This is a genomic window from Bacillus sp. MD-5 (assembly GCF_002201875.1).
Classification (GTDB): domain Bacteria; phylum Bacillota; class Bacilli; order Bacillales; family Bacillaceae; genus Bacillus; species Bacillus stercoris.
This window is the reverse complement of record NZ_CP021911.1, coordinates 2,052,318-2,076,585: the sequence shown is the minus strand read 5'-3', so window position 1 is coordinate 2,076,585 and position 24,268 is coordinate 2,052,318. Positions and strand designations below refer to the sequence as shown.

The window sequence follows — 24,268 nt, the reverse complement described above, 5'->3', positions numbered from 1 at the left end:
GGGAGTTCAAGTTGAAACTGGCAAAAAGAGTATCCGCATTAACACCATCAACTACACTGGCAATCACAGCGAAAGCGAAAGAACTGAAAGCCGCGGGCCATGATGTCATCGGTTTAGGCGCAGGCGAGCCGGACTTCAATACACCGCAGCACATTATTGATGCCGCTGTGCGTTCGATGAACGAAGGCCATACGAAATATACGCCTTCAGGTGGCTTGGCTGAACTGAAAAACAGCATTGCAGAGAAATTTAAACGCGACCAGAATATTGAATACAAACCGTCTCAAATTATTGTCTGCACTGGTGCCAAACATGCTCTGTACACCCTTTTCCAAGTGATTTTGGATGAAGAAGATGAAGTCATTATTCCGACGCCTTACTGGGTAAGCTATCCGGAGCAGGTGAAACTCGCTGGCGGAAAGCCTGTTTATGTACAAGGACTTGAAGAAAATCACTTCAAAATTTCGCCTGAGCAGCTAAAAAATGCGATTACGGAAAAAACAAAAGCAATCGTTATTAACTCTCCAAGCAATCCGACTGGAGTCATGTATACGGAAGAAGAACTGTCTGCGCTTGGTGAAGTATGCCTTGAACATGACATCCTAATTGTGTCTGACGAAATTTATGAAAAACTTACATACGGCGGAAAGAAACATGTTTCCATTGCACAGCTGTCTGACAGACTGAAAGAGCAAACGGTCATTATAAACGGCGTATCGAAGTCACACAGCATGACGGGCTGGCGAATTGGCTATGCGGCTGGAGCTGAAGACATTATAAAAGCGATGACGAACCTTGCTAGCCACAGCACGTCAAATCCGACATCAATCGCACAGTACGGGGCGATTGCTGCTTATAACGGACCTTCTGAGCCATTGGAAGAAATGAGAGAAGCCTTTGAACATAGATTAAACACGATCTATGCAAAGCTCGTAGAAATCCCTGGGTTCAGCTGTGTGAAGCCGGAGGGTGCTTTTTACTTGTTCCCGAATGCAAAAGAAGCGGCTCAATCTTGCGGTTTCAAAGATGTAGATGAATTTGTTAAAGCGCTTCTCGAGGAGGAAAAAGTTGCGATTGTTCCTGGATCCGGATTCGGTTCTCCTGAAAATGTCCGTCTTTCTTATGCCACCTCGCTAGATCTTCTTGAAAAAGCGATTGAAAGAATCAAACGTTTTGTCGAAAAACATAGCTAATAGTGAAAAAAGCGGCTGACAGAAAGCCGCTTTTTATCTGCATTGACCCGGTTAGTTAAGAGCGGGTATAATAAAGTGATGATAAAAGAGTTCGCGGGGCAATGAGCTTCCGAATGTCTTTCTTGTTTTGGAGGGAAATATGTTGAAAACAACAATCAACCAAGTGTACAAGCACGTAGGTGAGGAAGTAACGATCGGAGCTTGGGTCGCTAATAAGCGTTCAAGCGGGAAAATTGCATTTTTACAGCTTCGGGACGGTACTGGTTTTATTCAAGGTGTCGTAGTAAAAGCGGAAGTGGAAGAAAGCATTTTCCAAACAGCTAAATCAGTGACTCAAGAAACGTCACTCTATATAAAAGGGATTGTCAAAGAGGACGAGCGTTCCCCGCTTGGATATGAACTAGCTGTGACAGATATTGAAGTCATTCACGAAGCGACTGATTATCCAATTACACCAAAAGAACATGGTACGGAATTTTTGATGGATCACAGACATTTATGGCTTCGTTCAAAGCGCCAGCATGCGATCATGAAAATCCGTAATGAAATCATTCGCGCGACTTACGAATTCTTTAATAACGAAGGCTTTGTAAAAGTGGATCCGCCGATTTTGACTGGAAGTGCACCTGAAGGAACAACAGAGCTCTTTGCGACAAAGTACTTTGATGAAGATGCGTATCTGTCTCAAAGCGGCCAGCTTTACATGGAAGCTGCGGCAATGGCTTTAGGAAAAGTATTCTCTTTCGGACCGACATTCAGAGCGGAAAAGTCTAAAACAAAACGCCACTTAATCGAATTCTGGATGATTGAACCGGAAATGGCGTTTGTAGAGTTTGAAGAAAACCTTCAAGTACAGGAAAATTATGTTTCTTTCATCGTGCAATCCGTTCTTAAGAATTGCAAAATTGAATTAAACACATTGGGAAGAGACACGTCAAAACTTGAGCAAATCAAAGCTCCTTTCCCAAGAATCACGTATGATGAAGCGATTGAATTTCTGAAAGAAAAAGGCTTTGACGATATCGAGTGGGGAGATGATTTCGGAGCGCCTCATGAAACAGCAATTGCTGAACACTATGACAAACCGGTATTCATCACTCGCTATCCGACGTCTTTAAAACCGTTCTATATGCAGCCGGCTTCTGACCGTGAGGACGTCGTGCTTTGCGCTGACTTGATTGCACCGGAAGGCTATGGAGAAATCATTGGCGGATCTGAACGGATTCACGATATGGAACTTTTGGAATCGCGTCTTACAGAACATGGACTGGATTCTGACGCATATAAATGGTATGCTGAACTTAGAAAATATGGATCAGTTCCTCATTCAGGCTTCGGTCTTGGATTAGAGCGGACAGTAGCTTGGATTAGCGGAGCGCCTCACGTTCGTGAAACGATCCCGTTCCCAAGACTATTAAACCGTCTGTATCCGTAATACATTCAAATGAAACAAAAAAGAGTCTCCTGCAAGGGAGACTTTTTACAGTAAAGGGGAAATCACAATCCTTTACAGTAAGAGGTGTGACGATGAAAAAACAGCAATTTATTGATATGCAGGAGCATGGAACATCAACAATCCCCAATCTTCTGCTCACGCATTATAAACAGCTTGGACTTAATGAAACAGAACTTATTCTGCTGTTAAAAATTAAAATGCATTTAGAAAAAGGATCATATTTTCCTACACCGAATCAGCTGCAGGAAGGTATGTCAATTTCTGTTGAGGAATGTACAAACAGATTGCGCATGTTTATTCAAAAAGGCTTTCTGTTTATTGAAGAATGCGAGGATCAAAACGGCATCAAATTTGAGAAGTATTCTCTCCAGCCTTTATGGGGCAAGCTGTACGAGTATATTCAGCTTGTACAGAATCAAACACAGGAAAGAAAAGCAGAAGGGGAACAAAAAAGCCTTTATACCATTTTTGAGGAAGAGTTCGCAAGGCCGTTATCACCTTTAGAGTGTGAAACGCTGGCGATCTGGCAGGACCAGGATCAGCATGACGCACAACTGATCAAACACGCGTTAAAAGAGGCTGTACTGTCAGGAAAACTCAGTTTCCGCTACATTGACCGGATTTTGTTTGAATGGAAGAAAAACGGGCTGAAAACTGTGGAGCAGGCAAAAATACACAGCCAAAAATTCCGGCGGGTACAAGCAAAGCAGAATGAACCGCAAAAAGAGTATAAAAGGCAGGTTCCTTTTTACAATTGGCTTGAACAATAAAGTGAAAAGGTGACAATCGTGTTAAATCTAAAACAAATTGAATTCTGTTTGGACAAGATAGGTGACATGTTTCCTCATGCGGAGTGTGAACTGGTTCATTCCAATCCTTTTGAATTAGTGGTGGCTGTCGCTTTATCTGCTCAATGTACAGATGCACTTGTAAACAGAGTGACCAAAACATTATTTCAAAAATATAAACGGCCGGAAGACTATTTGGCTGTCCCGCTGGAAGAGCTTCAGCAAGATATTAAATCAATCGGTTTATATCGTAATAAAGCGAAAAATATTCAAAAACTGAGTAAAATGATTATTGAAGAGTACGGCGGAGAAGTGCCGAGGGACCGCGATGAGCTTGTTAAACTGCCAGGGGTCGGAAGAAAGACTGCTAACGTAGTGGTATCGGTTGCCTTTGGCGTGCCGGCCATCGCCGTAGATACCCATGTGGAGAGGGTCAGCAAACGGTTGGGCATCTGCCGGTGGAAGGACTCAGTGCTGGAAGTTGAAAAGACGCTGATGCGCAAGGTTCCAAAAGAAGACTGGTCCGTTACGCATCACCGCCTTATTTTCTTCGGCAGATATCACTGTAAAGCCCAATCTCCGCGCTGTGCGGAATGTCCGCTGCTTTCTTTATGCAGAGAAGGGCAGAAGAGAGATAAAAAAGGACTGGTGAAACGATGACGCAAGCGAAAGAAGAGTTGGCTTCCTATGAGGAATACTTGCGCAGTCTTGGCCCGGTGATCTCCCCGGATATGAAAGATGTCTTGCTGGTTAACCCTGTGTATTTTGATTTCAGCACGGAATCTCAAGGTGTTTTGCCATGGGAGGACAGAGGCAAGTATGTTCCGCTTTTATTTAATGTGTGGGAAGACATTAAAGAATCACTTCTGCCTGTCTTTCAAACACGAAAATCGAGATGCGATCAAAATGACATGCTGAAGGGCATTGTGTGTTTGCTTGCTTCGTTTCATTGGACAGCAGGTGAGCGGGTGAAATCTCTTGATTGGGCAGAACTGACGGAGAAATCATTTCCCGTAATGCCGATCAATTGGGCCGAACGAGTGGAATTTATCCTCCTCAAGCCGACTCAATATCATTGCTTTATTCAGCTGGATGAGCTGTTTACTGAAATGAAAAAGCATTTTTATAAATATCATGCGATGAATCGATAAAACCTTCTCTTAAAAGGGGAGGTTTTTTTATGAACAAAAAAAGCCATCACCCGAAGGGTGACGGCTTTTTTGTTTAATTTGTTTTTTCAGTTGATGATGAGTTTGTTTGTGCTTTATTAGATGTGTCTGTTTTATTTTTATTCGTGTCAGAACCTGATGAATCATTTTTACCAGAGTTCGAATCACCATCCGACGTATCCTGGTTGTTACTGTTGTCGTTATCGTTTGATTGGTCTTGGTTACTGTTGTCGGACGGATTTGTGTTCGTGTTGTCTTGTTTATTGTCTTGATCGTTTGTTGAATCATTTGTCTGATCTTGATCCGTCTGACCGTCATCTTTTTGAGAATCATCAGTTTGTGTATCATCCTGAGTCTTCTCATCATCTTGTTTTTCATCATCCGTTTGTTGCTGGTCTTTTTTATCTTCATCGTCTTCAGCTTTTGGCACCTCATAGGATGTGGAAGCTGTGCTTTTGCCATCATCACTGACGGCTGTTACTTCGAATTTGTACACAGATCCTGGCTGCACACCCGAAATGACTGCTTCTTTTGCAGAGCTGTTTTGAATTTCCGAGTAGCTGCCGCCATCAACAGATTGCTTAACAGCAAAGGTCGCATCTCCGTCGTAATTCCAGCTTAACGTTAAAGATTGATTGTCTTTATCGTATTTCACGTTTAAACCAGACAGTTTAGCTGTTTCCTCTTTTTCTTCTTTCTCATATGTTTTAGAAACAGTAGAAGGAGCTGTGCCTTTAACAAAGTACTCTGTGAGCTTCTTATCGCTTGGCGTATTTGGCCCTGCCAGTTTTGCCGGATTAGAGCCTTTTTCTACAGTGGCTTCCACTACGCTGTCAGGCTTCTCAAATGATCCGCTTCCGTCATCGACATCGGCGATGAGTTGGGCGAAGATGCGCTTTGCAACTTTTTGTTCTTCAGTTGAAAGAGATTTCTTTCCAGCTTCGTTTTCTTCCATACCCGTCCAGACGGCTGCTGTATATTGCGGTGTGTAACCGACAAACCAAGAATCTCGAGCACCGTCGCTTGCAATATTGTACTTTTGGATTTCACTTTCTTCAAAGTTGGTCGTCCCTGTTTTTCCTGCTACTTCTACACCGGGTACTTGTGCAAGCTGTCCAGTACCTGTTTTAACAGCTGTTTTCAGCATATCTGTAATCATAAACGCAGTATAATCGCTCATTGCTGACTTTGATTTTGGTGTTAAGTCAAGCTTTGTGCCATCGTTAAATTCAATAGACTTTACAAAATGCGGTTCATTATATGTTCCGTTATTTCCGAAGGCGCTGTATGCTCCTGCCATTGTCAGTGAAGAGACACCGACATTCCCTTTTCCGAATCCTCCAATAGAGTAGGATTCATATACAGTATCTTTATCTAATCCCAGTCCAAGTCCATTGGCAAAGTCTACCGCTGTATCTTTTCCGACTGCTTGGAATGCTTTTAAAGCTGGAATATTACGAGATTGTGCCAGTGCTTCACGCATAGACATTGGTCCTTTATATCTGCGGTCAAAGTCTCGAATAGGTGTTCCATCTGAATACGTGTAAGCTGAATCATCAATTTGCTCATAAGTTGACCATTTTTTATTTTCAATAACTGGACCGTAGTCGAGAATAGGTTTAATGGTAGATCCAGGCTGTCGCTTAGCTTGGGTCGCGTAATTGTAGCCTCCAACCGTAGAATTTCTTCCCGCACCAATCGCGCGGACTTCTCCGGTTTTTGTATCGAGAAGCGTAACGCCGCCCTGCATACCTTCAGTAAATCCGACAGTGTCTCCGTCCATTAATTCATCTAGTTTATCTTGTGCTTTTGTATCTAATGTCGTATAGATCTTTAATCCGTCAGCAGATGGGTCGACATCAGATTTTTCATCAATTTCTTTCATGACTTCTTCTACAAACGCGCTGTATTTATTTGAGTTTGTTTTTTCATATTCCTTCTGTGACACAATGCCTTCGTCTTTCACTGCCACTTTTTTCGCTTTGTTGTATTGAGAATCAGAAATGAATCCTTGTTTTTTCATCAGACTGAGGACGATGTTCCGTCTTTTTTCCGCTTTATCCGGGTTTTTAACCGGGTTGTATGCTGTTGGGCTCTGCGGCATGCCTGCCAGTGTGGCAGCCTGTTCGACAGTCAATTTGCTTAAATCTGTGACGCCGAAAAACTCTTCCGCTGCTTTTCCGATTCCGTATGCTCTAGGAGAAAAATAAATCCGGTTTAAATACATTTCTAAAATTTCATCTTTAGAGTAATTGCGCTCCAGCTGAATCGAAAGCCATACTTCCTGCACCTTCCGTTTTAACGTCTTCTGATGTGAAAGAAGGGAGTTTTTGACGACCTGCTGGGTGATCGTACTTCCGCCTTCAGCTCCGAAGCCGTCTGTAAAGTTTGCAACTAAGGCGCCGCCGATACGGACAGGGTCAATCCCGTGGTGCTCATAAAAACGAGCGTCTTCTGTCGCGATGAAGGCTTCTTTCACAACATCGGGAATTTGATCTATCGGCACGTAGGTCCGTTTTTCAGCGCCGACTTCAGCGATTTCTTTTCCGTTTTTATCGTATATTGTTGATGAATAAGGCGTCTTCAATTTACTTTCATCCAGTTTTGGCGCATCTGAAACCATGACGGCAAATGTAACGGCACCGCCGACAACGCCTAAAACAAACAGAATGAGTAAAGTGAGAAGGGTCTTTTTAAACAATCCGCCCTTTTTTCGTTTCTTTCCTTTTTTTGGTGAAGGACTCGACTTGCTGTTCGCTTTTCGTCGAGCTTCACGGCTGTTAAATTGATCTGACATAACATCTCAACCTTTCGTTAATCAACCTTTCGCACCAGATGATGGCGAAAAATAAAGCTGTTCAATAATACTAATATAATCAATTCTAGGTGCGTATCCAAGAGAAATCGGATAAGCCGCTTCTTCCAACTCATCTTTTCGAATTGATTTTCTGCCGTTTTTTTCTTTTCTGTCCCAGAAATAAAACAGCTTATCGGCTTCCAAAAAATAAACCTGGTCGAAAGCGGATATAATAACAAAACAAATACCGTCTTGAGCCTTTACCTGCTTCATATGCTCGATTTGATGGTCATGGAAATTCTGCAGGGGGAAAGAGGTCTTGTTTTTCGTTTCTTTCGCCTCAAAATCAATATACCGTCCTTTGTAAATCCCATTGTAGTCTGTTGTCGATGATTGTTTAAAATAAGCTTCTTTAATCACTGCGGCACTTCTTTTTGGATAATGGACATTTACAATTTGAACAGGTGTCGGCTTTTTGTGTATAACGGCAATTTGGTTTGTCAGATAATACTTATTCGTTTCGTTTAAGTCATCTTCGAGGGTCATTCCGCGATTACTGTATGACGGGGCCCTTTTCTGACTGCTTTGGGATGAAACCGAATGTTTCGGCTGAAATGTTTTTCCATTAGGATACCGAATCACTTTCTCATCCTCCTTATTAAACTATTCATGACGGAAGTGAATGAACGTGCAAGAACAACAGACCATCAGAAAGCTTCTGAGCCGGATTGAGCGGCAAACAAAAACAAAAAACGCAGATAACATTTCAAGAACAAATGCATATAAAGCATTTTATGACCGTCATCCGGAAATCAAATGGTCACTCTTAGCTTCTTTCGTTTCTCGTAATGCCGGCTGGTCAATGACTGACTTAAAAGGCAGTCTGTTTCAGCTTGGACTCCGTGAGAGACAGCAAAAATGGTTCTTTTTAGCCTACGAAAGAGCGAACTGGCTTATTTTTTCGGATGCCTATCCGCAGCTTCTTTTGTACCACTGGTCCAAAAAAGTCGGGAAACCGCTGTTTCATCTTCTGCATGTGTTTGGCGTCTCACAATTTATGTCGGAAGAATGGGCCCGTTTTTGGCATGAGCGAAACACAGAGCGGCTAATGTATGCCCTCATTATAAATGAACAAAACACTATCCAAACACCTATTATACAAAATCCTTCGTTTAAAAAGAATGTTTTTGACACGATTCCTTTTTATTTAAGTGACTGGTTTCATTTTAACACCGTTATTTTTCCTTCCTCAGACGGGTTTCTTTACGGCATTTCAGTGAAACGCTTTTCAAAGGCGGAGGAAAGGATAAGGCTGGGAAAGCAGCTGTCTGAATTGCTGTTCAAGCCAGAATTGTTTTCCGCTTTTTATCACTTTTTGCACACAGTGCCGCACACAGGTTCCCGTTTTGATATGGAAAAGATAATCGGGATTACAAAGAGAACATCTCCTATGCTAAGGACATGCTACCCTGAGGTAATCCACTCATTAGACGGAACGAAAACAGATTGGTTTCATGGAAAGATAAAGAAAACGTTCTTTAGGCGCGAGGAATTGCCGAAGCAGATTGAATTGACAGACTGGTATTTACATAAAAAGCGCCAGCTTCATGCGCTTTTTGCGGTGGAACATTGGCTGAAAAAATAAAGAAGCAAGGAAATTCCTTGCTTCTTACGTAGAAGGGCGGTTCGGGCCGCCTAATTTTTTATCTAAAGAATCGATTGCTTTTGATTCAGTCTTTTTTTGTTGGCCGGCTTTTTTCGGTCTAGTTTTCATACGGCACCTCCTCACAAGTATCGTTTGCATTAAGGAGGAGGATCATACAATTTTTGCGGGTGTTTTTGTCGAAAACTTCAGCTTTTCGTGGAATACCTGTTTGTTTGGCGATTTGCTTCTAGTTTTGTCATGAAGAAGGAAAGAGCCTGGGGAGCAAAGAATGTTAACCGGAGAGACGAGGAAAGGGAGGTACACGAATGTCCGGTTATGTAAGCAAGACAGATATTCTCCGTATGCTTTCTGATATAGAAGATGAATTAACGCGAGCTGAACAAAGCCTGAATCATTCTGTAAATGCATTAGAGGCTGAGATGCGGGAAGCGGAAAACGATCGCCTGACTGTGCTGGAAGAAGAAATCATAGATCTTCATATTTGTATAAATGAGCTGTATCAATCGCCTGAACACAGGTATGCGTTTGAGAAGGTATACCGCATCGGCTGAATTTACGAGTGAAATTTGGTACGATAGGCATTGAGGTGAAGGGTATTGCTATCACAAACATTGCTGGAAATGACCGAGAAAATGATTGAAGTTGCTGAAAAAGGCGCTGATCGGTATCAGGAAGGAAAAAGCAGTAATCATTCTTATGATTTTTTTGAGACGATAAAGCCTGCAGTTGAAGAGAATGATGAGCTGGCGGCTCGCTGGGCTGAGGGTGCTCTTAAATTGATAAAAGCCCGTCGCCCTAAATATGTGCATAAAGAGCAAATTGAGACCGTGAAAGATAATTTCCTGGAATTGGTCCTTCAATCATATGTTCATCATATTCATAAAAAACGATTCAAGGACATCACTGAGTCAGTCCTTTATACATTGCATGCAGTAAAGGATGAAATTGCAAGAGAAGACAGCCGGTAAAGGCTGTCTTCTTTTAAATTCGTTATAGGGGGCCGGACGTTAATTCATCTCATATGCCGGGCTTTCTGCTCCATTTGCTTCGAGAACCTTCATACTGTTACGAAACTCAGTTATGCTGAGATGTCCTTGAATATAGAGGAACTTGGCAAAGTCCATCAGTTTATTCATACAGTCTGTTTCATATTTCTTCATTTCTGCAAAACGTTTGCTTAAGTATGATACGTTCATTATGGTGCATCCCCTCTCATCTGTATTGAAAACATGGTACCATAATGATTCGACTTTTTTCTGTTTTTAAAAAATTTAAACTTTCGACACAATTTGACAAACGCTAACCTTTACTCGTGACACAAACAATAGAAGTCATTCATACATATATAGAAGAGAAATATGTTGAGTTTAGGGGGAATCGCAATGAACAGGAGCTCTCGAAGCTATCCTCGGCAAATGGGCTATTATGATCCTCAGCAAATGCAAGGATATTATCAGCAGGCTGCACCCGGTTATTTGGAGCAACATCTGCCTCAGCAGCATTATGGACAGCAGGATTACTATCAGCCCTATGCTCCAATCCAGCCTATGCCTATGCAGCCGCCTGTATTTTCCAACCCTTATCCTATTCCAAGGCCTAATCAACAGCAGCCTTCGCAATTTCAAAGCATTATGTCGCAGTTCAAAAAAGCCAATGGGCAATTTGATTTTAATAAAATGATGGATACGACAGGCCAAGTGATGAGTGCAATGAATCAGGTCGGATCTTTAATAAAGGGATTTACCAGCTTTTTTAAATGATAGAAGCATGAATGAATCGTTCATTCATGCTTATTTTTTGGAAAGAATAGTGTCATTGTCTGCTCGTTCCAAGATGTTTCCATCTCTTCTTGGCGAACTTCATAAGGAAGCTGCACCGTTCTTGTCATGCTTGTAAAAGTAGCTTCATATTGGTGTTTCTGTTTTTCTTGAAGTGTTACATGGAGATATCTCGATTTGACATCAACGACGATTTCGCCATCTCGAAACGTCGCCGGAATGGTAATATCGACATAAAGCCCAGTATCTTTTTCTCTGACATGTATGGTCGTCTGCACATCCTTTAAACTCGAATTGATGAGGTTCTGAAATCCGTTTATAAGGTTGCCGAAAGCTGAGGATTGAAAAAGAGTGTCTATTGCCCCCGTTATGATTTCCTCTTTTTTTTGCAGTTCGTTCTTTTTGTCATCATAGAATTCCACTTTAGCCACCGCCTTTTTTTAACCAGATTATGCGTCTATGCCAGATGTTGTTATAAATTGAAGCAAAATTGAAAGTGTGGTTAAATAGTGGTGAATGAAGGGATAACGGTTGAAGTGAATGAGAAGGGAGAAAACACATTGCTGAAAAAATTATTCGGAATGGGCAAAACTCAAGAAAAAGTGACAGAAGAGGTTATTTATTCTCCGGCAGACGGTACAGTAATGGACCTGTCAGATGTGCCGGATCCAGTTTTTTCACAGAAAATGATGGGAGAAGGAATAGCGGTGGAGCCTTCTAACGGTGAAATCGTTTCTCCCGCTGAAGGTGAAGTCATTCAGATTTTCCACACCAAACACGCTGTTGGCATTCGGACTCGCTTGGGAATTGAACTGTTAATTCATGTCGGGCTGGAAACAGTTAATATGAACGGAGAAGGATTTACTGCCCACATTAAAGAAGGGGACAAAGTGAAGGTCGGTGACCCGCTGATTACATGTGATTTGGAATTAATAAAAGAACAAGCGAGCAGCACCGTCATCCCGATCGTTATAATGAATGGTGAGGCTGTAGGATCAATTGTGCCGGCAGGCGAAAAGGCTGCCCGTAAAGGCGAATCAAAGCTCCTTACAATCAAAGCGAAATAAGCAGGGCGTATGCCTTGCTTTTTTTATTCAACTGTATAAAATTTGCACCTAGCCATGCAAACAAATATTCGGTAAACTGTACTTGACAAAGAGGTGTAAAGAATGAAAAAGAAATCACTGACTGAACTCATTTCTGATTTGAAAGGAAATGAAAACGTTGTGAATTGGCATGAAATTGAGCCTCGTGAAGCAAAAACAAGGCCCATGCCTGAAAGTATAGATGAGAGAATCAAAGCTGCCCTTTCGAAAAGGGGCATTGATGAACTATATACCCACCAATATTCCGCTTTTCAATATGTGCAAAAAGGAGAAAGCATTGTTACCGTTACGCCAACCGCGTCAGGAAAAACGTTATGCTACAACCTCCCAGTCCTGCAGTCCATCGCTCAGGATGAAACAAACCGGGCGTTATATTTATTTCCGACTAAAGCGCTGGCACAAGACCAAAAGAGCGAGCTAAATGAAATCATCGATGAAATGGGAATTGACATTAAAAGCTTTACATATGACGGGGATACGTCTCCGGCAATCAGGCAAAAGGTGAGAAAAGCAGGTCACATTGTCATTACAAATCCCGATATGCTGCATTCTGCCATTCTTCCGCATCATACGAAATGGGTCAGTTTGTTTGAAAACCTTAAGTATATCGTCATTGATGAGCTTCATACGTATCGGGGGGTGTTCGGCAGCCATGTGGCAAATGTGATCCGTCGGCTGAAGCGGATCTGCCGGTTTTATGGAAGTGATCCGGTTTTTATTTGCACTTCTGCAACGATTGCCAACCCGAAGGAATTGGGAGAGCAGTTGACAGGCAAACCGATGCGGCTGGTCGATGACAACGGTGCCCCGAGCGGACGCAAGCATTTCGTATTTTATAATCCGCCAATTGTAAACAAACCGCTGAATATTAGAAGGAGCGCAACTGCAGAAGTGAATGAACTGGCGAAAGATTTTCTTAAAAACAAAGTGCAGACCATTGTTTTTGCCAGAAGCAGGGTCCGGGTGGAAATTATTTTAAGCCATATCCACGAGCTCGTGAAAAAAGAAATTGGAACAAAATCAATCAGAGGCTATCGGGGAGGCTATCTGCCTAAAGAGCGAAGAGAAATCGAAAGAGGCCTGAGAGAAGGCGACATTTTAGGAGTGGTCAGTACGAATGCCTTAGAGCTTGGTGTTGATATCGGCCAGCTGCAGGTGTGTGTGATGACAGGTTATCCCGGAAGTGTCGCAAGTGCTTGGCAGCAGGCGGGACGAGCTGGCAGAAGACACGGTGAATCTTTAATTATCATGGTAGCTAATTCGACGCCGATCGACCAATATATTGTACGGCATCCTGAATACTTCTTTAATCGTTCGCCGGAATCTGCAAGAATCAATCCGGAGAATTTGATTATTTTAGTAGACCACTTAAAGTGTGCTGCTTATGAGCTTCCATTTAGAGCTGATGAAGAATTTGGGCCCATGGATGTAAGTGATATTCTTGAGTATCTTCAGGAAGAGGCCGTTCTTCACCGCAACGGCGAACGGTATCATTGGGCAAGTGAGTCGTTCCCTGCTTCAAACATCAGTTTGCGTTCCGCATCACAGGAAAATGTCGTCATAGTTGATCAGTCGGATATTGCAAATGTCAGGATTATCGGTGAAATGGACCGTTTTAGTGCGATGACGCTTTTGCATGATGAAGCCATTTATTTGCATGAAGGCGTTCAGTATCAAGTAGAGAAGCTCGATTGGGACCATAAAAAGGCTTATGTCAGAAAAGTTGATGTCGAATATTATACAGATGCAAACCTGGCAGTTCAGCTGAAGGTGTTAGAAATCGATCAAACGAAAGAAAAAAGCCGTACATCATTGCACTACGGAGATGTCACTGTCAATGCTCTGCCGACCATTTTTAAAAAAATAAAAATGACTACGTTTGAAAATATTGGGTCTGGACCTATTCATTTGCCGGAAGAAGAACTGCATACAAGTGCAGCTTGGCTCGAAATCAAAACAGCGGACGAAGACATCGCAGAAAAGACATTGGAACAGCTGCTTCTTGGCATCACGAATGTGCTTCAGCATATTGTCCCTGTGTATATCATGTGTGATCGAAATGATGTTCATGTCGTTTCTCAAATTAAAGCAGCCCATACAGGATTGCCAACCATATTTTTATACGATCATTATCCGGGCGGTATCGGTTTGGCAGAGGAAGTTTTTAAACGTTTTTCAGACATCAAAGAAGCGGCGAAACAGCTTATAAAACGATGCCCTTGTCATGACGGCTGTCCGTCTTGTATAGGTACCGAAATAGAAGGGATAAAAGCAAAGGAAAGAATTTTGCGCATGTTGGATCAGATGTCGTAAGGAGGGAGGTTGGATATGTCATTAAAAGGGAAACTCCAGCGTATGAAAAAGCACATGGTGCTCGACGAAGGAGAACAAAAAATAGAAGCTGGCAAACAAGAAAACCACTTTGATGACATCCCGTTTTTAGAAGAGTGGGAGGCTTTTGGCATGAAGCCTTTCTTTTTCGAAGATGAATACTGCCTCATCAGAGAAGTAGAATATCCGCTTTCTCACCGCCATGGGCTATACCATTTTTCTGAGCTTGAGGAAGTGATCAAATTATGGAACCAAAGCAGCCTGTCTCATACGTTGTCAGCAAAAGGGTATAACAAAAACAATCTCTTTTTCTTTGATACAGAAACAACCGGTCTTGGAGGCGGAGCTGGGAATACCATTTTTTTGCTTGGCCATGCGAGAGTGTATGAAGACCGAGTGACAGTCAAACAGCATCTTTTGCCTAAGCCGGGGAACGAAGTCGCCTTGTACCAAAGCTTTTTAAGCGAGGTTGACATTACATCACTTGTGACCTACAACGGCAAAGCCTTTGATTGGCCTCAGGTGAAAACAAGGCATACCTTGATCCGTGACAGACTTCCGAAGCTTCCGGAATTCGGCCACTTTGACCTTTTACATGGAGCTAGACGCCTGTGGAAACACAAAATGGACCGTGTATCCCTCGGCACGGTTGAAAAAGAAGAGCTCGGCATCCGCAGACTAGAAGACACACCGGGCTACTTGGCGCCGATGCTTTATTTTCATTTTATCAAGGCGCAAGAGCCGGATCTTCTAAAAGGTGTCCTGCAGCATAATGAAATGGATGTGCTATCGCTTATTTCATTGTATATTCATATGTCTAAAAAAATCCTTTCAGAATCACATGCGCCAAAAGAACACAGTGAAGCTTATGCCATGGCCAAATGGTTTATGGCTCATAAAGAGATGGATCAAGCGATCAAACAGCTGGAAAGGCTTATAGAAAAACCGTTTGAGGATCAGGACAGTGCACGACTGGATTTATCGCTCCTGTACAAAAAACAAAACCGCTTGGAAGATGCAGTGCAGCTTTGGGAAAAACTGTCCTGCTCGCAAAATCAGAAGTGCAGATACGCTGCTGTAATAGAGCTCGCGAAATATTTTGAGCATAAGAAAAAAGAATTCGGAAAAGCATTGCAGATAGCAGAACAACTGCTTAGCGATGCGGCATTTTTATCAGAAAAAGAAACAGAAAAACTGCATATGAGAATCGCCCGGCTGAAGAGGAAATATTCCTCTTAAATATTCCCCGGGAAAGCGCAAAAGACGACTTGTTTCGCTATGAATTTTTTTTGCTGAATTCACAGTGATTTTGTTGTAGAATAGCGGCGAATCCTGTAAAATGACGTTAGTTATTTTTAAAGGGAGAGTTGGTATGTATAAGGGTGTTTTTTACTTGTTCTTTGTTGTGGTATTTTTGATTGCTTTTGTGTTTTCAAACTTTAAAGACAGCTTAATTGCACACTTTTAAAATAGGTTTTTGTATTAGAACATGTACCCCTTATGTTTCATAACCTAATATTGTAATAAAGTTATGGAAAGGGGATCTTATTATGTACCACTGCAGACCGCACGTGATGGCGCCGATTGTCCATCCTACGCATTGCTGTGAGCACCATACGTTTTCCAATACTGTCGTGCCGCATATTCATCCACAGCATACGACAAATGTAAATCACCATCATTTTGAGCATGTTCACTACTATCCACACACATACTCTAGCTATGATCCGACAACACATCAGCATTTTCAGGCAGGAAAACCTTGCTGCGATTAGTATTGAATCGTGCAGACTGATTGGTGTAACACGCAACAATAAAAATGGGGCCCTGAAGGGGACCCCATTTTTTAAAAGTAGGTGAAAACTTGAAAGTTTTGGCTATTACGGGATATAAACCGTTTGAATTGGGGATTTTTAAGCAGGATGATAAGGCGCTGTATTACATAAAAAAAGCGATTAAAAACCGGCTGATCGGATTTTTAGATGAGGGTTTAGAATGGATTTTAATTTCGGGACAGCTTGGAGCGGAGCTGTGGGCTGCTGAAGCTGCATATGATTTGCAGGAGGAATACCCTGATTTAAAGGTAGCTGTAATTACCCCTTTCTACGATCAGGACAAGAACTGGAAAGAGCCTAATAAAGAGCTTTACGAAGCTGTCCTGGCACAGGCTGACTACGAAGAAAGCCTGACTCACAGGCCGTATGAAAGCCCGCTTCAGTTTAAACAAAAAAATCAGTTTTTTATAGAAAAATCAGACGCCTTGATGCTGTTATATGATCCTGAAAAGGAAGGATCTCCAAAGTATATGCTTGAGACGGCTGAAAAGAGACACGAACGGGACGGGTATCCCATCTATTTTATCACGATGGATGACTTGAGAGTGACAGTGGAGGAAGACAGCTACTAACAAAGAGAGAGAAATTTGACAACCGTACAGATTTCTGAAAAAATATATGTGATGATTCACGATACGAGGTGAAAAAGATGCTTGCTGATAAAGTAAAGCTTTCTGCGAAAGAAATTTTGGAAAAAGAATTTAAAACAGGCGTTAGAGGCTACAAGCAAGAAGACGTTGACAAATTTTTAGATATGATTATTAAGGATTATGAAACCTTCCATCAAGAGATTGAAGAACTGCAGCAGGAAAATCTGCAGCTGAAAAAACAGCTTGAAGAAGCTAGCAAGAAACAGCCTGTGCAATCTAACACAACAAACTTTGATATTTTAAAACGGCTGTCTAACTTAGAAAAACACGTTTTTGGCAGCAAGCTTTATGATTGATCGCGCTTGAAAAAAATGGCGCTTGTAAATTGTAATCAGTTGTTATATAATAATTCATGTTCTTAACGTTCGGGTAATCGCTGCAGATCTTGAATCTGTAGAGGAAAGTCCATGCTCGCACGGTGCTGAGATGCCCGTAGTGTTCGTGCCTAGCGAAGTCATAAGCTAGGGCAGCCTTTAGGGGCTGACGGCAGGAAAAAAGCCTACGTCCTCTGGATATGGCTGAGTATCCTTGAAAGTGCCACAGTGACGAAGTCTCACTAGAAATGGTGAGAGTGGAACGCGGTAAACCCCTCGAGCGAGAAACCCAAATTTTGGTAGGGGAACCTTCTTAACGGAATTCAACGGAGAGAAGGACAGAATGCTTTCTGTAGATAGATGATTGCCGCCTGAGTACGAGGTGATAAGCCGTTTGCAGTACGACGGAACAAAACATGGCTTACAGAACGTTAGACCACTTACATTTAAAATGATGAAAACAAGCTCTCCCGTATAAGGAGAGCTTTTATCTTGAAATGAGAAAAGTTTTAAAAGACAGGGTGATACGATGAAGAAGTATACACTAATTGCAACGGCACCAATGGGTATTGAAGCTGTTGTCGCAAAGGAAGTAAGAGATTTAGGATACGAATGCAAGGTTGATAACGGGAAAGTTATTTTTGAAGGTGATGCGCTCGCCATCTGCCGTGCAAACCTTTGGCTTAGAACAGCCGACCGCATAAAGGTTCAGGTTGCTTCTTTTAAAGCGAAAACATTTGATGAACTGTTTGAAAAAACGAAAGCGATTAACTGGCGCTCATTTATACCTGAAAACGGGAAATTCCCTGTCATCGGAAAATCGGTAAAATCAACACTTGCAAGCGTTCCCGACTGTCAGCGGATTGTCAAAAAAGCAATTGTAGAAAAGCTTAAGCTGCAGTCCGGCAAAGCCAATGATTGGATTGAAGAAACAGGTGCTGAGTATAAAGTGGAAATTTCTTTATTGAAAGATCAGGCTCTTATTACACTGGACTCATCAGGGACAGGCCTTCACAAACGAGGATACCGTGTCGATCAGGGCGGTGCGCCGATTAAAGAAACACTTGCAGCCGCTTTGGTGCAATTAACCAATTGGACGCCGGACCGTCCGTTTGCCGATCCTTTCTGCGGTTCCGGAACAATCGCGATTGAAGCGGCATTAATCGGCCAAAACATCGCTCCGGGATTCAACCGCGATTTTGTCTCAGAGGATTGGGAATGGATCGGCAAAGACCTGTGGGACAAAGCGCGGCTTGAAGTCGAAGAAAAGGCAAACTATGACCAGCCGCTTACGATTTTCGCAAGCGATATAGACCACCGCATGGTTCAAATCGCTAAAGAAAATGCAGAGGAAGCAGGACTGGGAGATTTCATCCAATTTAAGCAGATGCAGGTCAAAGACTTCACAACGAATCTGGAGTTTGGCGTAATTGTCGGCAACCCGCCATATGGAGAGCGTCTTGGCGAGAAAAAAGCTGTTGAACAGATGTACAAAGAAATGGGGCAGGCGTTCGAGCCGCTTGATACTTGGTCTGTGTATATGCTGACATCAAATGAAAACTTTGAGGAAGCATATGGCAGAAAAGCAACGAAGAAACGCAAGCTCTTTAACGGGTTTATTAAAACGGATTATTATCAATATTGGTCAAAAGTAAGACCGCAGCGCAAGAAAACAGAAAACGAATAAAAAGAAGACGCTCTGCATGCGTCTTCTTTCATCTTTCAGCCATATTCTATCGTTACCAACGGTGAGCTTTCGCATTGCTTCTCAATATAATGTTGGTTTGGGACATTTCAGTGTGACCGTTTACTTGAGACTTAGAACGTTTAGGCCGCGTCCAATTGTGATGAAACAGTTCAGAATGCTGATCTAATCGGTTTCTATAACTCATGTCAACATCACTCCCTGATAGAATATTGTTGATAAGACGGATAATCCAAAGACGGAATATCAAGTGTAGTTTGTGCAAGTTTCGGGGATAACATGCGGTAAAGCATGTATATAAAATGAAAAGTTCGCATACAATGATGATTATTTCCATCAGAGGTGATCTCATGCTGAACAGCGAACATTTTAATCTTATTCAAAGGGCGCTTGACGCAACAGCAAACGAGCTAAAGGAGCTCGGGACTGATTCGTCTCCGTCTGTGATGTCGCATGCGCAAAATGATTTAGAAAAAGCGGTAGAACATATTTATTCAACAGACCATCCTTTTTTATCGTCGCATGTGATCAATCGCAAGTAAACTGCAAAAAACTTGGCAATGCCAAGTTTTTTTATTGTATTCATCAGCGGAAAATGATATTATTGGTGGTCTGAATGTCGAATAGTTGGGGGTTGGAACTAGGTGACAACATCACGTTTGCCTTTTTCTTTAACGAAAACAAAGAATTTTTATGAAGAATTGAACAATTGGATTGGTGACGTGTTTTACGATATCCTTCCCGAAAAAGGGTTTGATCTTCGGGATGAGCAAGTATTTATGGCTTTTCAGCTGGAGCGGGCGTTTAAAGAGAAAAAAGTCATGTTCGCCGAAGCTGGAGTGGGAACGGGGAAAACGCTGGTTTATCTTCTGTTTGCGATCAGCTATGCAAGGTATGTCGGCAAACCGGCCATCATTGCTTGTGCCGATGAAACATTAATCGAACAGCTGGTGAAAAAAGAGGGCGATATTTCAAAGCTGGCTGAGCATCTTGATCTGAAAATTGATACAAGGCTGTCAAAATCACATGAGCAATATTTATGCTTGAAGAAGCTTGAAAAAACAATGCAGCGTTCTGATGATGATAAATGGCTGGATCTTTATGAATCGTTACCGTCATTTGTCCATGAGTCACAGGCGATGCAGCGCTTTTATCCGTATGGCGACCGTAAGCAGTACGCAAATCTATCAAATGAAGAATGGTCTGACGTAAGCTACGACTCGTTTCAGGACTGTCTGACTTGTGATATGAGACACAGATGCGGCCTGACGCTTTCCAGAGATTACTATCGCAAGTCAACGGACTTAATCATATGTTCTCATGATTTTTATATGGAGCATATATGGACGGAAGAATCACGCAAACGAGAAGGACAGCTGCCGCTTTTGCCTGATCATAGTGCAGTTGTATTTGATGAAGGGCATTTGCTAGAGTTTGCTGCACAAAAAGCGCTTACCTACAGAGTGAAGCAGTCTACACTTGAATTGTTTTTAGAACGTTTGCTGCAAAATGACATCAGAGAAGAGTTTGCAGAATTGATTGAAGATGCACTTGCTGCAAACGACGAATTTTTCTATGTTCTTTCTGAAGAATCAAAAGAAGTAGCCGGTTCACACCGTTTAGAAATAAAAAATGACCAGCGTGTCAAAAAGACGGCGGACGAGCTTTGCCGTTTACTTGATAAAATCGGTGAGGCACTTGTATTCGAGTCTGAAATGTACACGATTGATCAATACGAGCTGTCAGTTGTAGAAGAGTATGTTGAACAAATGGCGTATTCATTATCTCTATATCAAAAGGACGCGATCAGCTGGCTGGAGAAAAAGGAAGCAGAATCCACTTTTGTCGTGATGCCGAGAACGGTAGCAGAAGTACTTGGCGAAAAGGTGTTTTCTAAGAAAATCCCTTATATCTTCTCGTCTGCTACGTTGTCAGAAGGCGGTTCATTTGATTATATTGCCGCCAGTCTCGGGATTCATGATTATTTGTCATTAACTGTTGATTCCCCTTATGATTATGACGAGCAAATGACTGTTAATCTATACACAAAAACAGACATGGCGGCTGAACAAAAAGCGGCTGAGACGATTGAAACAATCAAACGTTACAAAGGTAGAACCCTTGTGCTATTCCCTTCTTTTGAAGAATTAAACGAGTTTAAAGAGCTGTCGGCTGCATGGGAGCTGCCGTATCCGATTTTCTTTGAAGGTGATGAAGAAATCAGCAGCTTAGTGGAGAAATTCCAAGAGGAAGAGGAAACAGTACTTTGTTCGGTTCACTTATGGGAAGGACTCGATATTCCTGGTGACGCATTGAGGAATGTTACAATTTGGTCATTGCCATTCCCGCCTCATGACCCTGTATTTACTGCGAAACGCAACGGAGCGAAAAAAGATCCGTTCGAAGAAGTGGATCTGCCATATATGTTGTTACGCGTACGGCAGGGCATCGGGCGTCTGATTCGCTCGAATCAAGACAGCGGCTCGATTCACATTTACGCTGGCGGAGAAAATGAACGCATCATTGATGAGGTCAAAAAGGTCCTGCCTGTTGAACCGCATATGATGTAATAGGAAAAGCTGACGATCTTGTTCGTCAGCTTTTTTCATTGTCAGCGGGATAGCCAGCCTCCATCAACAGCTAAGATATGTCCATTCACATAATCTGAAGCACGTGACGCCAAAAAGACTGCTGTCCCTCCGATATCATCCGCTTGGCCCCAGCGGCCGGCAGGAATTCTTTTTAAAATGTCCTCATTTCGCTTTTCATCATCCCGAATAGGCTTTGTATTCGCAGTAGAAATATAGCCTGGGGCGATTGCATTGACCTGAATGCCCGATGCTGCCCACTCATTTGCAAAGGATTTTGTCAAACCGGCAACAGCGTGTTTGCTCGCGGTGTAAGCAGGAACGAGTATCCCGCCTTGAAAAGACAGGAGAGAGGCGATATTAATTATCTTTCCATAACCTCTTTTCAGCATGTGTCTGCCTGCCAGCTGTGTCAGAATAAACAAGCTGTTTAGATTGACATTCAGTACGTGCTGCCAGTTCTCTTCTGCAAAATGTTCCGCTTTTTCTCGATGAATAATACCCGCATTATTGACAAGAATGTCGATCTGCCTGTTTTCAAACAGCTCAGCTGCAGAATTCTTGATCGCTTCCGGCTTGCTCATGTCCAATGTAAAAGATGTAAATGTCCGGCCTTCGTGTTCCACAAGCTGCTGTGTTTCAGACAGACTGCTTGTATGTGATGTGCCGATAATATCAGCCCCAGCCCCGGCCAGCGCTTTGACAATTCCTTGACCGATCCCTGTTCCCGGGCCTGTCACCAGCGCTGTTTTTCCTTCTAGTGAAAAGGCGTCATGCAGATAACCCATCTTATTTCAGCCCATCCATCGGAATGAGATCCATGTCCGTAAAAGTATAATTTTCTCCAGCCATCGCCCACACAAAGCTGTAATTTGATGTTCCTGCGCCAGAATGAATAGACCAGGCGGGGGAAAGGACAGCCTGCTCATTACCAACCACAAGGTGGCGTGTTTCGTCTGGCTGGCCCATGAAATGAAACACCTTTGAGTCTTTTTCAAGATCCAGGTAAAGATAAGCCTCCATCCGACGGTCATGAACGTGTGCCGGCATGGTATTCCAGTTGTTGTTTTGATCTAACATCGTTATTCCCATCATCAGCTGGCAGCTTTTAATGCCATCCTGATGTATGACTTTGTACAGGCTTCTGACATTAGACGCTGCATCATCACCAAGGCGGTCCGGTGTCAGTTCAGATAGGGCGGCTTTTTGTGTCGGATAGCTTTTGTGGGCGCAAGCGGAGACGAAGTAAAACTTCGCTTTTTCCCCGTTCAGGCTTGAAAACGATACATCCTGATTGCCCATTCCAATATAGAGAAAATCCTTTGTTTGAAGCACATATTCATCATCGCCAACCCTGACAGCACCAGGCTGGCCGACATTAATAATCCCGATTTCACGCCGTTCCAAAAAGAAGTCTGTTTTTAGAAAATCACCTGCATCAAGCTTCAGTTCACTTTGCCCTGGAGCCGCTCCGCCGATGACAACCCGGTCTTCGTGTGAGTAATACATCGTAAGCTTGTTTTCCGTAAATAAAGGATCCATTAAGAAATGACTGCGAAGTTCCTCTGTTGCAAAGCGTTTTACTTGTTCAGGGTGTACAGAATAACGATTTTCCATTATATTTCCCCCTTGGTTAGGATTTCAGCATCACTTGAATGAAAACATTTTGGTAACGGTTTCAAAGAAAATTTTAGAATAAATAGTGAAAAGAGTCAACGGAAAAATAATGAATTGACACGTTATTAAAAAAACTCTTTCCAAATGTTAAAATTATGGTATTCTTTTGTTGTAACGGTTTTGAAATCGGTTTCAAATATATGAGATACAGGAGCACTTGAATGAAAAAGAAAACAACAGGCCATATGACCATCAAAGATGTAGCTGAATATGCAGGAGTTTCGAAATCGACAGTTTCCCGCTATATTAACGGAAAAATTGACGCGATTTCTCCTGAAAAAGTGAAAAACATTAAAAAGGCAATCGCAGAACTGAATTATCGGCCGAGTAAAATGGCCCAAGGTTTGAAAATAAAAAAAAGCAAGTTAATTGGATTTGTTGTAGCGGATATTACAAACCCTTTTTCGGTCGCTGCTTTCAGGGGAGTCGAAGAGGTTTGTGATCAATATGGCTACAGCATTATGGTGTGCAACACAGATAACAGTCCTGAAAAAGAGCGGGAAATGCTCTTAAAGCTAGAAGCCCATTCGGTTGAGGGCCTGATTTTAAACGCAACAGGGGAAAACAAGGATTTGCTGCGCGCTTTTGCTGAACAGCACATTCCGACGATCTTAATTGACCGGAAACTGCCGGATCTGAAACTGGATACCGTAACGACTGACAACAGGTGGATCACTAAAGAGATTCTTCAGAAGATTTACAGCAAAGGGTATACTGATGTCGCGCTGTTTACCGAACCAATTTCCTCTATCAGCCCTCGTGCAGAAAGAGCAGCGGTGTATCAGGAAATGGCTGCGGTTCAAAATGTGAACGGGCTTGTCAGAATGTATGAAATTGACGTAAAGGACAAGGAGCAGCTTAAGGCGGCGCTACGTTCTTTTCACAAGGAGATGCCGGAGCAAAAAAAAGCGATTCTGGCTTTGAATGGCTTGATTATGCTGAAAATCATCAGCTGTATGGAAGAGCTTGGCCTGCGCATCCCTCAAGATATAGGGATTGCAGGGTTCGATGACACGGAATGGTACAAACTGATCGGTCCAGGCATTACAACGATCGCTCAGCCGTCACATGATATGGGCAGGACGGCGATGGAACGTGTATTAAAAAGGATTGAAGGTGACAAAGGAGCGCCTCAAACCATTGAATTGGAGGCAAAAGTCATCATGAGAAAGTCACTTTAATCCTAGGTGCCCTCAACTAAGAGGAGGTTGGGAA

At 42.5% G+C, this 24,268-nt stretch carries 28 protein-coding genes and 1 other RNA gene; 21 read left to right on the top strand and 8 right to left on the bottom strand.

The window, feature by feature from the left end; all coding sequences use genetic code 11:
• The first annotated feature begins 11 nt into the window (after positions 1-11).
• The 5 genes from aspB to CDO84_RS10160 all read left to right on the top strand — a co-directional run bounded on the left by aspB (position 12) and on the right by CDO84_RS10160 (position 4,588).
• The gene (gene aspB, locus CDO84_RS10180) at positions 12-1,193 is read left to right on the top strand and encodes an aspartate transaminase AspB (RefSeq protein ID WP_014664380.1); all 1,182 of its coding nucleotides are present in this window, start codon (positions 12-14) and stop codon (positions 1,191-1,193) included.
• Positions 1,194-1,335: 142 nt separating this feature from the next.
• Positions 1,336-2,628, top strand: a complete 1,293-nt coding sequence (gene asnS, locus CDO84_RS10175; protein WP_040083776.1) for an asparagine--tRNA ligase — start codon at positions 1,336-1,338, stop codon at positions 2,626-2,628.
• A 92-nt stretch (positions 2,629-2,720) separates the two neighbouring features.
• Entirely contained in the window at positions 2,721-3,419 is a 699-nt protein-coding gene (dnaD, locus tag CDO84_RS10170) for a DNA replication protein DnaD (RefSeq protein ID WP_014664378.1), read from the top strand.
• 18 nt (positions 3,420-3,437) lie between these two features.
• Complete coding sequence (gene nth, locus CDO84_RS10165) at positions 3,438-4,097, top strand: endonuclease III (RefSeq protein ID WP_014664377.1); 660 nt, start codon at positions 3,438-3,440, stop codon at positions 4,095-4,097.
• The gene (locus CDO84_RS10160) at positions 4,094-4,588 is read left to right on the top strand and encodes a YpoC family protein (protein ID WP_040082798.1); all 495 of its coding nucleotides are present in this window, start codon (positions 4,094-4,096) and stop codon (positions 4,586-4,588) included. The genes nth and CDO84_RS10160 overlap by 4 nt, the downstream gene beginning before the upstream one ends.
• A 73-nt stretch (positions 4,589-4,661) precedes the next feature.
• Here CDO84_RS10160 and CDO84_RS10155 read toward each other — a convergent pair whose 3' ends face one another.
• Positions 4,662-7,403, bottom strand: coding sequence for a PBP1A family penicillin-binding protein (locus CDO84_RS10155; protein WP_040082800.1), 2,742 nt, complete (start codon positions 7,401-7,403; stop codon positions 4,662-4,664).
• Positions 7,404-7,424: 21 nt separating this feature from the next.
• Positions 7,425-8,045: a Holliday junction resolvase RecU gene (recU, locus tag CDO84_RS10150; RefSeq protein ID WP_014664374.1), complete on the bottom strand. Its 621-nt coding sequence runs from the start codon at positions 8,043-8,045 to the stop codon at positions 7,425-7,427.
• Between the two features lie 40 nt (positions 8,046-8,085).
• On the opposite strand from recU, the gene CDO84_RS10145 reads away from it, so the two are divergent.
• Positions 8,086-9,048 (top strand): DUF2515 domain-containing protein, encoded by a 963-nt coding sequence (locus CDO84_RS10145; protein WP_040082801.1) that lies wholly within the window; start codon positions 8,086-8,088, stop codon positions 9,046-9,048.
• Positions 9,049-9,072: 24 nt separating this feature from the next.
• On the opposite strand, the gene sspM is transcribed toward CDO84_RS10145, so the two are convergent.
• On the bottom strand, positions 9,073-9,177 hold the full coding sequence (gene sspM, locus CDO84_RS10140) for an acid-soluble spore protein SspM (protein WP_003225606.1): 105 nt from the start codon (positions 9,175-9,177) through the stop codon (positions 9,073-9,075).
• Positions 9,178-9,374: 197 nt separating this feature from the next.
• On the opposite strand from sspM, the gene CDO84_RS10135 reads away from it, so the two are divergent.
• Both CDO84_RS10135 and CDO84_RS10130 read left to right on the top strand, forming a co-directional pair.
• The gene (locus tag CDO84_RS10135; protein WP_040082802.1) at positions 9,375-9,620 is read left to right on the top strand and encodes a DUF5446 family protein; all 246 of its coding nucleotides are present in this window, start codon (positions 9,375-9,377) and stop codon (positions 9,618-9,620) included.
• A gap of 45 nt (positions 9,621-9,665) precedes the next feature.
• The gene (locus tag CDO84_RS10130; protein WP_040082803.1) at positions 9,666-10,037 is read left to right on the top strand and encodes a YppE family protein; all 372 of its coding nucleotides are present in this window, start codon (positions 9,666-9,668) and stop codon (positions 10,035-10,037) included.
• A 39-nt stretch (positions 10,038-10,076) separates the two neighbouring features.
• Here CDO84_RS10130 and CDO84_RS10125 read toward each other — a convergent pair whose 3' ends face one another.
• Positions 10,077-10,265 (bottom strand): YppF family protein, encoded by a 189-nt coding sequence (locus CDO84_RS10125; RefSeq protein ID WP_003230690.1) that lies wholly within the window; start codon positions 10,263-10,265, stop codon positions 10,077-10,079.
• A 186-nt stretch (positions 10,266-10,451) separates the two neighbouring features.
• On the opposite strand from CDO84_RS10125, the gene CDO84_RS10120 reads away from it, so the two are divergent.
• Entirely contained in the window at positions 10,452-10,829 is a 378-nt protein-coding gene (locus tag CDO84_RS10120) for a YppG family protein (protein ID WP_014664370.1), read from the top strand.
• Positions 10,830-10,849: 20 nt separating this feature from the next.
• Here CDO84_RS10120 and CDO84_RS10115 read toward each other — a convergent pair whose 3' ends face one another.
• Entirely contained in the window at positions 10,850-11,269 is a 420-nt protein-coding gene (locus CDO84_RS10115; protein ID WP_040082804.1) for an Hsp20/alpha crystallin family protein, read from the bottom strand.
• Positions 11,270-11,407: 138 nt separating this feature from the next.
• Here CDO84_RS10115 and CDO84_RS10110 point away from each other — a divergent pair, with 138 nt between their 5' ends.
• From CDO84_RS10110 to CDO84_RS10075, 9 genes are all read left to right on the top strand, one after another.
• Positions 11,408-11,914, top strand: a complete 507-nt coding sequence (locus tag CDO84_RS10110; protein ID WP_040083778.1) for a PTS sugar transporter subunit IIA — start codon at positions 11,408-11,410, stop codon at positions 11,912-11,914.
• A gap of 102 nt (positions 11,915-12,016) precedes the next feature.
• A complete protein-coding gene (mrfA, locus tag CDO84_RS10105) occupies positions 12,017-14,266 on the top strand; it encodes an ATP-dependent helicase MrfA (RefSeq protein ID WP_040082805.1) in 2,250 nt (749 codons plus the stop codon).
• 15 nt (positions 14,267-14,281) lie between these two features.
• On the top strand, positions 14,282-15,523 hold the full coding sequence (mrfB, locus tag CDO84_RS10100; protein ID WP_040082807.1) for a metal-dependent exonucleaseMrfB: 1,242 nt from the start codon (positions 14,282-14,284) through the stop codon (positions 15,521-15,523).
• A 100-nt stretch (positions 15,524-15,623) separates the two neighbouring features.
• Positions 15,624-15,752 carry a hypothetical protein gene (locus CDO84_RS21390; protein WP_003230707.1) on the top strand — a complete coding sequence of 43 codons (129 nt, stop codon included), beginning with the start codon at positions 15,624-15,626 and terminating at the stop codon, positions 15,750-15,752.
• Positions 15,753-15,834: 82 nt separating this feature from the next.
• Positions 15,835-16,059 carry a spore coat protein CotD gene (cotD, locus tag CDO84_RS10095; RefSeq protein WP_040082809.1) on the top strand — a complete coding sequence of 75 codons (225 nt, stop codon included), beginning with the start codon at positions 15,835-15,837 and terminating at the stop codon, positions 16,057-16,059.
• A gap of 89 nt (positions 16,060-16,148) precedes the next feature.
• The gene (locus tag CDO84_RS10090) at positions 16,149-16,691 is read left to right on the top strand and encodes an SLOG family protein (RefSeq protein ID WP_040082811.1); all 543 of its coding nucleotides are present in this window, start codon (positions 16,149-16,151) and stop codon (positions 16,689-16,691) included.
• A 77-nt stretch (positions 16,692-16,768) separates the two neighbouring features.
• Positions 16,769-17,065: a cell division regulator GpsB gene (gene gpsB, locus CDO84_RS10085; RefSeq protein ID WP_003225629.1), complete on the top strand. Its 297-nt coding sequence runs from the start codon at positions 16,769-16,771 to the stop codon at positions 17,063-17,065.
• A 65-nt stretch (positions 17,066-17,130) separates the two neighbouring features.
• An RNA gene (gene rnpB, locus CDO84_RS10080) (RNase P RNA component class B) lies at positions 17,131-17,512 on the top strand.
• Between the two features lie 100 nt (positions 17,513-17,612).
• Entirely contained in the window at positions 17,613-18,770 is a 1,158-nt protein-coding gene (locus CDO84_RS10075; protein ID WP_014664363.1) for a THUMP domain-containing class I SAM-dependent RNA methyltransferase, read from the top strand.
• Between the two features lie 52 nt (positions 18,771-18,822).
• Here the strand turns inward: CDO84_RS10075 and CDO84_RS10070 are convergent, their stop codons facing one another.
• Positions 18,823-18,975: a YpzG family protein gene (locus CDO84_RS10070; RefSeq protein WP_010327933.1), complete on the bottom strand. Its 153-nt coding sequence runs from the start codon at positions 18,973-18,975 to the stop codon at positions 18,823-18,825.
• Between the two features lie 163 nt (positions 18,976-19,138).
• Here CDO84_RS10070 and CDO84_RS10065 point away from each other — a divergent pair, with 163 nt between their 5' ends.
• Together CDO84_RS10065 and CDO84_RS10060 are read left to right on the top strand one after the other, a co-directional pair.
• Complete coding sequence (locus tag CDO84_RS10065; protein ID WP_014664362.1) at positions 19,139-19,330, top strand: hypothetical protein; 192 nt, start codon at positions 19,139-19,141, stop codon at positions 19,328-19,330.
• Between the two features lie 102 nt (positions 19,331-19,432).
• On the top strand, positions 19,433-21,358 hold the full coding sequence (locus CDO84_RS10060; RefSeq protein ID WP_040082812.1) for an ATP-dependent DNA helicase: 1,926 nt from the start codon (positions 19,433-19,435) through the stop codon (positions 21,356-21,358).
• Positions 21,359-21,399: 41 nt separating this feature from the next.
• Here CDO84_RS10060 and kduD read toward each other — a convergent pair whose 3' ends face one another.
• Together kduD and kduI are read right to left on the bottom strand one after the other, a co-directional pair.
• Complete coding sequence (gene kduD / locus CDO84_RS10055; RefSeq protein ID WP_040082813.1) at positions 21,400-22,164, bottom strand: 2-dehydro-3-deoxy-D-gluconate 5-dehydrogenase KduD; 765 nt, start codon at positions 22,162-22,164, stop codon at positions 21,400-21,402.
• Between the two features lies 1 nt (position 22,165).
• Complete coding sequence (kduI, locus tag CDO84_RS10050) at positions 22,166-22,993, bottom strand: 5-dehydro-4-deoxy-D-glucuronate isomerase (protein WP_040082814.1); 828 nt, start codon at positions 22,991-22,993, stop codon at positions 22,166-22,168.
• Between the two features lie 221 nt (positions 22,994-23,214).
• Here kduI and kdgR point away from each other — a divergent pair, with 221 nt between their 5' ends.
• Complete coding sequence (gene kdgR, locus CDO84_RS10045) at positions 23,215-24,234, top strand: pectin utilization transcriptional regulator KdgR (protein ID WP_040082815.1); 1,020 nt, start codon at positions 23,215-23,217, stop codon at positions 24,232-24,234.
• The last annotated feature ends 34 nt before the right edge of the window (positions 24,235-24,268 follow it).

Excerpts from the sequence above, each read along its gene's own strand:
- dnaD (WP_014664378.1), top strand. The coding sequence starts at position 2,721 with ATGAAAAAACAGCAATTTATTGATATGCAGGAGCATGGAACATCAACA.
- CDO84_RS10160 (WP_040082798.1), top strand. The coding sequence starts at position 4,094 with ATGACGCAAGCGAAAGAAGAGTTGGCTTCCTATGAGGAATACTTGCGC.
- CDO84_RS10155 (WP_040082800.1), bottom strand. The coding sequence starts at position 7,403 with ATGTCAGATCAATTTAACAGCCGTGAAGCTCGACGAAAAGCGAACAGC.
- CDO84_RS10145 (WP_040082801.1), top strand. The coding sequence starts at position 8,086 with ATGAACGTGCAAGAACAACAGACCATCAGAAAGCTTCTGAGCCGGATT.
- sspM (WP_003225606.1), bottom strand. The coding sequence starts at position 9,177 with ATGAAAACTAGACCGAAAAAAGCCGGCCAACAAAAAAAGACTGAATCA.
- CDO84_RS10135 (WP_040082802.1), top strand. The coding sequence starts at position 9,375 with ATGTCCGGTTATGTAAGCAAGACAGATATTCTCCGTATGCTTTCTGAT.
- CDO84_RS10125 (WP_003230690.1), bottom strand. The coding sequence starts at position 10,265 with ATGAACGTATCATACTTAAGCAAACGTTTTGCAGAAATGAAGAAATAT.
- CDO84_RS10120 (WP_014664370.1), top strand. The coding sequence starts at position 10,452 with ATGAACAGGAGCTCTCGAAGCTATCCTCGGCAAATGGGCTATTATGAT.
- mrfA (WP_040082805.1), top strand. The coding sequence starts at position 12,017 with ATGAAAAAGAAATCACTGACTGAACTCATTTCTGATTTGAAAGGAAAT.
- mrfB (WP_040082807.1), top strand. The coding sequence starts at position 14,282 with ATGTCATTAAAAGGGAAACTCCAGCGTATGAAAAAGCACATGGTGCTC.
- CDO84_RS21390 (WP_003230707.1), top strand. The coding sequence starts at position 15,624 with ATGACGTTAGTTATTTTTAAAGGGAGAGTTGGTATGTATAAGGGTGTT.
- cotD (WP_040082809.1), top strand. The coding sequence starts at position 15,835 with ATGTACCACTGCAGACCGCACGTGATGGCGCCGATTGTCCATCCTACG.
- gpsB (WP_003225629.1), top strand. The coding sequence starts at position 16,769 with ATGCTTGCTGATAAAGTAAAGCTTTCTGCGAAAGAAATTTTGGAAAAA.
- CDO84_RS10075 (WP_014664363.1), top strand. The coding sequence starts at position 17,613 with ATGAAGAAGTATACACTAATTGCAACGGCACCAATGGGTATTGAAGCT.
- CDO84_RS10070 (WP_010327933.1), bottom strand. The coding sequence starts at position 18,975 with ATGAGTTATAGAAACCGATTAGATCAGCATTCTGAACTGTTTCATCAC.
- CDO84_RS10065 (WP_014664362.1), top strand. The coding sequence starts at position 19,139 with ATGCTGAACAGCGAACATTTTAATCTTATTCAAAGGGCGCTTGACGCA.
- kduD (WP_040082813.1), bottom strand. The coding sequence starts at position 22,164 with ATGGGTTATCTGCATGACGCCTTTTCACTAGAAGGAAAAACAGCGCTG.
- kduI (WP_040082814.1), bottom strand. The coding sequence starts at position 22,993 with ATGGAAAATCGTTATTCTGTACACCCTGAACAAGTAAAACGCTTTGCA.
- kdgR (WP_040082815.1), top strand. The coding sequence starts at position 23,215 with ATGAAAAAGAAAACAACAGGCCATATGACCATCAAAGATGTAGCTGAA.